Consider the following 6,357-nt stretch of genomic DNA (forward strand, 5'->3'; position numbering starts at 1 on the left):
CTCCGCACCGCAACCCGCCGCTACCGCCCCAAATACAGCAACCCAAAACCGCCGGAGCGAACTTAAAACTGGATAAAACTTGGGGGCAAGGTCAACGGCAGGGGCCTTCGACAGACCGAAATCCTTGTCGGGCTATTATCGACAGGAAGTAGCCATTTAATGAGAACGTGTAATGTCGGGCAACGCCCGCCCGGCAATAAAATTATCGTTTTCAACACAAGCATTGCAGGCGAAGGACACCTGGCCGACGACACTTGGACCCAACTTCGGTATCAGAGGCTCGCAAGCCGGTGTCACGGTAGAATATTCTTGCCGTGGAATTTCACACGAAATTCCTTTGCTTGTCTCTTGTCCGGAATGGTTATCACAATGAACCTAAGCGAATATGTTTTTCTCTCCTCGCTTTCCAGATCGAATGTCCAGGCCGTCATACCTGTTCCCTCGCCAATCTCTACCAGCTTCTCCATCACCCGGTCTTCGCGATCCTCTCCGTCGAGGTTGATCTCGTAAACGAAAGTCTCCTGACCGGGCGACCCCACGATCTGTTCGTTGATCCAGTTCCAAATCGCTTCAGCGTTTACCGGAAATGGAGGCAACTCAAAATTTAGGTGCTCTACATCAAGCGCGAATATGACCTCTCTGTCGTATAGTGCCCGTATTCCCAAAGCGTATTCCGATCTTTGAATTGTATCGGCCAATACACCTTTCAATTTCCTCAGGCTCGAATACTTATGAAACATTCCACGCTCCAGATACCTTACTGGAGTTAGAGCCTCCGATTTTTCTTTCCAGATGTATTGCCACTCTCTATGCTACGCCATTTGGAGGGTGGAAGGTCCACGCCAGGTCGGAAGATGCGGCTGCTCGAATGGCAAGCTATCGTTTAGTGGACCGAGTTGGGGGTGCGCTCTCGGCCGGACCCTTAGAGGGACGTCGTATTGAGGACGTCCTCTCCAGTTCTATCGTTGCCTATTCAACAACTCCGCTTGTCGCCGCCATGTCGTGGTCGGCACCAACTCAGTGCCTCCCACGACCTTAGGCTGCGTCGGCTCGGCCGAACGAACGGCGCAGCGGCGGCTCATGATTGCCCGCCTGTTTTGGCCGTTTGAACGGCATGTGGTCGACGATAGACACCAATGGATTTGGACATCAATGCCAAACGAAGCCTCGGTATGTCAGCAAGGCCTGCCGTTTCGCGTACATTGTTGCCATCGTGCTACAGTCTTTCGTGCTCCCCAAACGGCCTCGGTTTTAGGGATGGGCGCCGCCTTTCATGACAACGTTGAACCTTGCTGGATCTTACACCTCGGGGCAACCGCGAACGTTAGCGAAGATGATCCTGTCTGGCCCGCGGCGGGTCATGCCCTCTACGACAACGCTACGTGGCGAAATCCGCACGACATGAGCCCTTCGAAATCCGGCATCGCGTGCGTTGTCAAGGGCATCATCAGGATCGCAGCGCCGGCGAGACCCTCGATCGGACCAATCCCCGTGCCGATCATTATCACGATCATGAATTCCGACGCCCCCTGGGCCCACCCTGAACTCGAGATCCTGGGCGATGGAAGGTGACATGAATCCGACGACGCTGCTCGCGACCAGGGCAGAACTGATAGCAATTCTCTTCAACACAGTCATTGGTAATCCTCCAAAAGTCTCTTCTCTGAGAAGCTAACCTTCCCGACACGGAACGGTTCCCTCAGAGAGGGCACGAACGATGCGGAATGCTCGGTTATGCTGCCCCACGCAAACTGGCTCGGTTTTTGGCTGCCCCAACGCTCAACCTGACGAAGTAAGCCCTTGTTCGTTTCACCACTCTCGCTTCACTTCGAAAGAACACTCTTCAAGGCCCCGAAGTCTTTATAGTTTCCGGATCGATACTATTCAGAACGTCGACCTTTCGCTGGACGCAAAGTGTCGAGATTGCAAGCTTTGGATTGGTGTTTCGACACTAAGACATCGAACCGTTGGGATCATTGCGGACGGAAGATTTGAGGCGCATGAGGCGAGAAGGCGACGCATGCATATGCGGTTCGGGACAACGGGATGTCGACGGTAGTTTCACCGGCGACAATGGTTTTCGTAGAGATTTTGGAGCGGTCTTTCGCGGCGGACCACTCGAACGTTGAAAGCCGTCACAAGAAAGGGGAACTGAAATGAAGAAACTATTGGCATCAACTTGCGTGACATTCGGGCTGCTGGGACTTGCCTCTTACGCGAATGCCGCCGGTTGCGGTTCCTTGAAGCGACAGCGCAAAGTAGCCGGCAGCATCCGTCTGATATGAGAAGGCTGACAGGCTGCTACTGTCACCGGAACGAGAAGTAAAGGTCTCCCAGGAGATGGTTCTTTAACATCGGGACCTTTGCTCGGGCGATGAAAGCGATGGCGAGTGTTGCAGTTCCGCACTCGACTCAATGGTTGCATGATGTTTTTGTGCGCCGGGGCGTTGGAGTTTCGTTATGTTGTTTGCGTTGGATCAGACGAAAGCCAGACTGCAGTATCTTGTAAAGTTCGCATCGGTTTGGCTCGTTGCCATTGCTTTGGCGTTCCTTCCCGTGTGGTGGCTGGTCCAGGAAACGACCTTCTAGAGCTCTGGTTTCCCTGAAAAAGGGACGCCAGTCATCGGCACATCCGGCGTGTCAAGGCTGCAATCGCTGCTGGCGACCAGCATCCGGATACGTTCCGCCACCCGGGGACCGACGGGATTGTAGACGACTAGGTAGATCGGGCCTACCATCCACGGCAAACCCGGAATATTCAGTTCGATGTCGCCGAGAATCGGATGTTTTAGCCTCTTGGTTCCTTCTCTATGGGCAATAACATCGTTCTCCTGCCACAGCGCAGCAAACTCCGGACTCACGTTGCAAAGTTCATCTACCAGTTCGTGATCTCCGACGTCGCTCCGGCACGGCCTGCGTCCGCTCGAAACGCGCAACCTCTTCCTTTCTCAATCCAGGCGTACGGCTGCGACCCGAAAACCCAAACACAGCCGGATCAAGCCGAGAACGACGATCGCAAAGGAAAACTCCAAGGGCGGTTCCTCTTCCGCGCCGAGCCTTACACTCTCGGGTTCTCTGCGCGACGCAGGGACTAATGACGTCGCACTTGACAGATCTCCTCCATCGTTTCGCTGAATCCAGCCGTTCGTTCATGTTTCAAATCAGCCGCAGGTGCGCGGCGACAATCACGGTGAGATCCGTCTCATCCTGATCGCCGCGCTATACGCAGGTGGATTCTGCTTCTTGGTACCGTTGACTACCACGCTTTGACACCCGGGCTCGGCGCCGGCCTTATTGACTTTTCGCAGTTGCGCCCATTTCTAATCTTTATTGTCGCATCCTCAAATTGCAGCATGCTGATAGCTATTCCATCCATCTCAACCGGGAGGATAGTCCCATGCACCTCTATAAGGAGACGAACCGCTTCCAGTGCTCCAGCCACGCTGGGCGACCTTGCATCGTCATCGAGCAGATGAGGATCGACCAAAGGGGAAACATCAGCCCCGATCCAACGAAAATCGACTATCTGACGGAAGATGGCGACGTTGTCTCGCGATTGGACGAGGGGCTGTTTCTCGTCTTGATCAGCCAGGAAGAACTTCTGCTAACGCATTGATGAAAAATGTCATCAGGCAACACGCCGTCGCCCGTGGGGACGAAGATCGGGATAGGTCGTGCTGGTCACGGGTCCGGATGTGCGCTTGAACGATTTCTTGCAAACCTGAAGGCGGCTTTTCCGCCCTTCAACAACTTTGAGATTAGTTGGAACCGAATGGCGAGGACCGATGGATTCCACCTGTGCGTTGATCGGCGAGGATGGCTATTCATTGCAACTGGTCTGGCTCTCGTTTCGGAAGAACAAGCCTACGTGGTCCTCTGTCCCGCGCCCTCTGTCGATGAAGCCCTGTCGCTCATTGAAGTCCGTCCTCCAGACATGTCATCCCTGGGCCTTCAAGCTCGACAAATCCAGGCTTGTGCAACAGATCGAAGACTTATTGCCTTTACCGCAAGGCCAACGGCGTCGTCGGTTACGAGACAAGAAAAGCAGGTCGCACTAACCATCGACTGATGCAAATGTGGAGTCGCGACCGCTGCTGGCCGCCCAAGGCAGTCATCGATCAACTGGTATCGAGCAGACGAGTGCGCGATCGTTGTTGCTATCCCTGAAGGGGATGTTCGTCGGCTTCGCTGAGGGGGCGGCCGCCAGATCCGGCGTTCGACACGTGAGCCGAGACGAGATTGGACTTCGAATTTGATCCACGAAGCGACTGCTGGGCTGGACCAACCTTGCCACTGGGACTTAACGAGCAGATCGCCCAATGGATCAGCCCAATTTGGACATTGTGTAAAAAATCCTCGGCGGCGAAGGAAAGGGAAGAACGGTGCCACATCGTACTGGCACCGAACCACGCACCCCTCAAAAAGGCCGAGGCGCGCAATGTGCGAATTAGGGCGAGTAGATATACAACTTTTGAGCGGGAGAGTTGCCCGATATGCTAGGTAGCTGGACGCGCGCCCTTGCAGCAGACTGGAATTGGTTCTCAACAGGGGGCTGGTAATGGCCGAAGAATACCGATTACGCATGGAAGGCGAACACTGGTCCATCATCGACGAGGCAACGCTTGAGCCTGCTCGGCTCGATGGCGTCCCTCTCGCCAGGATGGAAGCCGTTGAAGCAAAGTACATGTTGAAAATTCTGCAGGGACTGGATCGCGTTCGCAAAGCTTCAAAACGGTCGGCGTCCATGGTCAAGAAGCACGGCATCAAGACGGTTCGGATATCGCCCGTCCAGCCGGTCACAGATGCATTCGCTCCGCTAAAGCCGCTTGGCGCCGATTGTTCGTTTTGCGTGGCATGCAATGGATCTTGCAAAAGGGGCAAATCCCTTGACCTACTTAACTGACGCAGAGAGCCGCCTTGGTCGCCCAATCGGGCCACGGCTCGGATCCATACAGCGTGACGACGGTCTTTACGAAGCGCGCGTAGTCCCGGCTTACGCGGGCGAGGACAGTACCGTCATTTTTATCCGGCGGCCGAGCCTGAAATTCTGGCTCCGATCAAAAATGGGTAAACTATTGGGTTGAACAAAAGGTACGCAGCCCCGAAATAGAGCTTCAGAAATCTGGCACTAGCCTGTTCATGCTGTTGCCCGAAATTCTTCTCCTTTCACGTTGAACGCTCTGTGCCGGGCGTTGCCCGATGCGCTCCCTAAGGTGACGCGGAATGCACGATACCCGCACAAAGTGAGGCACGCTGCTATCCGTCGTCATGCATGTGCGATATCTGTGGTGCGCACACAACCCTCTTTGGACCGGAAAGGCTCTCGGCATACCCGTCGTGCCTTTGAGCCTTCCACCCTCTCATCGTGCGAGGTTGCCCAAGCTTTGGAAAGGCTTGCGTCTATGAAGGTACGAGCAGTCCCATGCTGATCCATCCCGTCACGATCACCAGCAAGATAGTGGCTGCGTACAAGACCATCGTGCCGATCCGCCGATAAACGAGAAAATTTCTTGAAGCCGGCTCATTCTGAGCGCTGGCTGCTTGCGTAGAAAACGATAAATATCGTGACATGGGAACACCGGCTTTATCGGAGAAATAGGCGGCACAAAAAAAGGTTCCATCACGGCCTGTTTGCGACTTTAACAAATGCGTTTTCGGGTTCGCCGTCGGAGATTCCAACTTTATCGTAATTTCCGGGGGGCTCGGATGCACGTAGAGACGACCATTCCCTCGTGAGCCAATCAAGCATTCGATTCGATCAGCTGCCAACGACCAAAAAATTAGCCTCGGTGGTTCCCGAGGCTCAGGTGCGGCTCCAACATGAAGCCTGGCCTTTGTACCGGACAGATCTTGATGCTGACAGGCCATATTTTTTCATTCTGGTACTGTCTGCGGCGCAGGCTCGTGATCTTCAAACGATATAGTCCGCTGGCTCCTCCTCACCAATCGCTCGGTGTCTCGCTCCACGCACACGACCCTCAATTAATGATTTTCCAGGTGGCTGGTTCGCTCGTTGATTAGAAATTCAAGGGCGGCGCGTAAAAGCACCGGACAGTATCCTCGTTTGGGAACAGACACAGATGAAACTGACCGTCCGGCGATTCCAAGGCCCTGGACTGCGGAACGAGGAAAAGGTGTGGACGCGTAACGAGCCTATGGTCGCCTGGCTTCAGCGCGATCTGGTACCCACCGCCCGCTGGTCGCACTGCTTGTGACGGAATAGGCTGACAGTCCCCGTTTTCGCCGTTCCCGTTGCAGCAAAAGGTCGTGTCCCGCCGAATGGTGTAGGTCGGCGGTAGCGAAGCCGCTCGTGAGCGCGTTCTCAATCGCGCCGTAGCGAGCGAGCGGCGAAGCGGC

The 6,357-nt window shown here is 54.8% G+C and carries 3 protein-coding genes and 2 pseudogenes; 1 reads left to right on the forward strand and 4 read right to left on the reverse strand.

The window, feature by feature from the left end; all coding sequences use genetic code 11:
- Positions 1–293: 293 nt before the first annotated feature.
- From FHT76_RS41030 to FHT76_RS41040, 3 genes and pseudogenes are all read right to left on the reverse strand, one after another.
- Positions 294–740: a hypothetical protein gene (locus FHT76_RS41030; protein ID WP_183864903.1), complete on the reverse strand. Its 447-nt coding sequence runs from the start codon at positions 738–740 to the stop codon at positions 294–296.
- A 559-nt stretch (positions 741–1,299) separates the two neighbouring features.
- Positions 1,300–1,575 (reverse strand): hypothetical protein, encoded by a 276-nt coding sequence (locus FHT76_RS41035; protein WP_246712829.1) that lies wholly within the window; start codon positions 1,573–1,575, stop codon positions 1,300–1,302.
- Between the two features lie 1,010 nt (positions 1,576–2,585).
- Positions 2,586–2,932: pseudogene (locus FHT76_RS41040) on the reverse strand (hypothetical protein); the annotation flags it as partial.
- 465 nt (positions 2,933–3,397) lie between these two features.
- Between FHT76_RS41040 and FHT76_RS41045 the strand changes: the two are divergent.
- Positions 3,398–3,616, forward strand: coding sequence for a hypothetical protein (locus FHT76_RS41045; RefSeq protein WP_183758301.1), 219 nt, complete (start codon positions 3,398–3,400; stop codon positions 3,614–3,616).
- A 2,537-nt stretch (positions 3,617–6,153) separates the two neighbouring features.
- On the opposite strand, the pseudogene FHT76_RS41050 reads toward FHT76_RS41045, so the two are convergent.
- Positions 6,154–6,357 (reverse strand): annotated as a pseudogene (locus FHT76_RS41050) (hypothetical protein); the annotation flags it as partial.

The sequence above is a fragment of the Rhizobium sp. BK176 genome, from assembly GCF_024808055.1.